The sequence below is a fragment of the Kitasatospora sp. NPDC041917 genome (assembly GCF_055589745.1).
This window is the reverse complement of the sequence record NZ_JBVJBI010000102.1, coordinates 1-2120: the sequence shown is the minus strand read 5'-3', so window position 1 is coordinate 2120 and position 2120 is coordinate 1. Positions and strand designations below refer to the sequence as shown.

The following is a 2120-nucleotide window of genomic DNA, read 5'->3' as shown; positions in this document are numbered from 1 at the left end:
GATCAGGTCCGGCTCCAGGGCCAGCGCCATCGCGATCATGATGCGCTGGCGCATGCCGCCGGAGAACTGGTGCGGGTAGTCGTTCACCCGCTGCCCGGCGGCCGGGATACGCACCCGGTCCATCAGCTCGATGGCCCGCTCCCGGGCCTCCTTGCGGGAGGCCCCCCGGTGCGCCCGGAACATCTCCCCCAGCTGGTAGCCGACGCTGAGCACCGGATTCAGCGCCGAGAGCGCGTCCTGGAAGATCATCGCGATGTGCCCGCCCCGGACGGACCGCCGGGCGTTGGCACCCATGGTCAGCAGGTCCTCGCCGCGGAACAGGATCCGCCCCGCGGTGATCCGCCCCGGCGGCATGTCCAGGATGCCCATGATCGCCTGCGCCGTCACCGACTTGCCCGAGCCGGACTCCCCCAGCACCGCCAGCGTCTCCCCCGCCGCGACGGAGTAGCTCACCCCGTTCACGGCCCTGGCGACGCCGTCCCGGGTACGGAACTCCACGTGCAGGTCGTCGACCTCCAGCAGCGGCGCCCCGGGTTCCGCGCTCCCCCGACCGCCGCCGATCAGCTCCACCGCGTCCATCAGAGCAGCCTCCCCGGCGCCGCGGCACCCACTGCTGGGCGCAGAGCAACTATCAAGGAACGGACCGCACTTGGCGAGCCTGCGGCAGATCTCTTTTCCGTCACGGGAAAGGGCGCGCCCCCGCCCGCGGGGACGCGCCCTGGTCATCGACCGGTCTCAGCCGGCGCGCTGCCCGGCCTCCCGCTCCGCCGCGAAGTGACACGCCGAGTCGTGCCGCGCCGCCCCGTCCAGCCAGGACGGCGCGGCCAGCAGCGGCTCCTCGACCTCGCACCGTTGCTGCGCCTTCCAGCAGCGGGTGCGGAAGCGGCAGCCGGACGGCGGGTTGGCCGGCGAGGGCACGTCGCCGGTGAGCACGATCCGGTCCCGGATCTCCCGCGCCCTCGGGTCCGGCACCGGCACCGCGGAGAGCAGCGCCTGGGTGTACGGGTGGGTGGCGTGGTCGTAGATCTCCGCGTCCGAGCCGATCTCGACCATCTTCCCCAGGTACATCACCCCGACCCGGTCGGAGATGTGCCGGACGATGGAGAGGTCGTGCGCGATGAACATGTACGACAGGTTGAACTCGCCCTGCAGCTGCTCCAGCAGGTTGATCACCTGCGCCTGGACGGACACGTCCAGCGCGGAGACCGGCTCGTCGCAGATGATGATCTCCGGCTTGAGCGCCAGCCCCCGGGCGATGCCGATGCGCTGGCGCTGGCCGCCGGAGAACTGGTGCGGATAGCGGTTGATGTACTCCGGGTTGAGCCCGACCACGTCCAGCAGGTCCTGGACGGCCTTGCGGCGGTCGCCCTTGGGCGCCACCTCGGGGTGGATCTCGAACGGCTCGCCGATGATGTCGCCGACCGTCATGCGCGGGTTGAGCGAGGTGTACGGGTCCTGGAACACCATCTGGATGTTCCGGCGGACGGCCTTCAGCCCGGCCCCGGAGAGCCGGGAGATCTCCTCCCCCTTGTAGCGGACCGATCCCGAGGTGGCCGGCTCCAGGTTCATCAGCACCTTGGCCAGCGTGGACTTGCCACAGCCGGACTCGCCGACGATCCCGAGCGTCTCGCCCTGCATCAGGTCGAAGGTGACCCCGTCGACCGCCTTCACCGCGCCGACCTGCTTCTTGAACAGGACGCCCTTGGTGAGCGGGAAGTGCTTGACCAGGTCCCGGACTTCGAGGATCGGCCGGCCGCGCGGCACCTCCTGCTCGAAGGCGACCTCCTCCGGCATCGCCGCGCCCAGCGCGCTGGCCCCGTTAACGGTCATGGAGGGTCTCCTTCCAGAAGAAGCAGGCGCTGCCGCGCCCCTCCAGCGGCGTCCCGTCCTCCTCGGTGACCGGGAACAGCTCCGGTACCTCGGTCCGGCAGCGGTCCTGGGCACGCGGGCAACGGGGGTTGAAGGCGCAGCCCTCGGGGATGCGCAGGAGGTTGGGCGGCAGGCCCTTGATCGCGTAGAGCTCCTGGCCCTTCTGGTCCAGCCGGGGGATGGAGTCCAGCAGTCCCCGGGTGTACGGGTGCGCGGGCCGGGCGTACAGCTCGTGCACCGGGGCGGTCTCG

At 71.1% G+C, this 2120-nt stretch carries 3 protein-coding genes; all 3 read right to left on the bottom strand.

Annotated elements, in window-relative coordinates; genetic code table 11:
- A partial coding sequence (locus tag ACZ6EM_RS40315) for an ABC transporter ATP-binding protein (protein ID WP_465774668.1) occupies positions 1-579 on the bottom strand: 579 nt, incomplete at its 3' end.
- A 156-nt stretch (positions 580-735) separates the two neighbouring features.
- The gene (locus ACZ6EM_RS40310) at positions 736-1794 is read right to left on the bottom strand and encodes an ABC transporter ATP-binding protein (protein ID WP_452178010.1); all 1059 of its coding nucleotides are present in this window, start codon (positions 1792-1794) and stop codon (positions 736-738) included.
- Between the two features lie 25 nt (positions 1795-1819).
- A partial coding sequence (locus tag ACZ6EM_RS40305; protein WP_465774667.1) for an oligopeptide/dipeptide ABC transporter ATP-binding protein occupies positions 1820-2120 on the bottom strand: 301 nt, incomplete at its 5' end.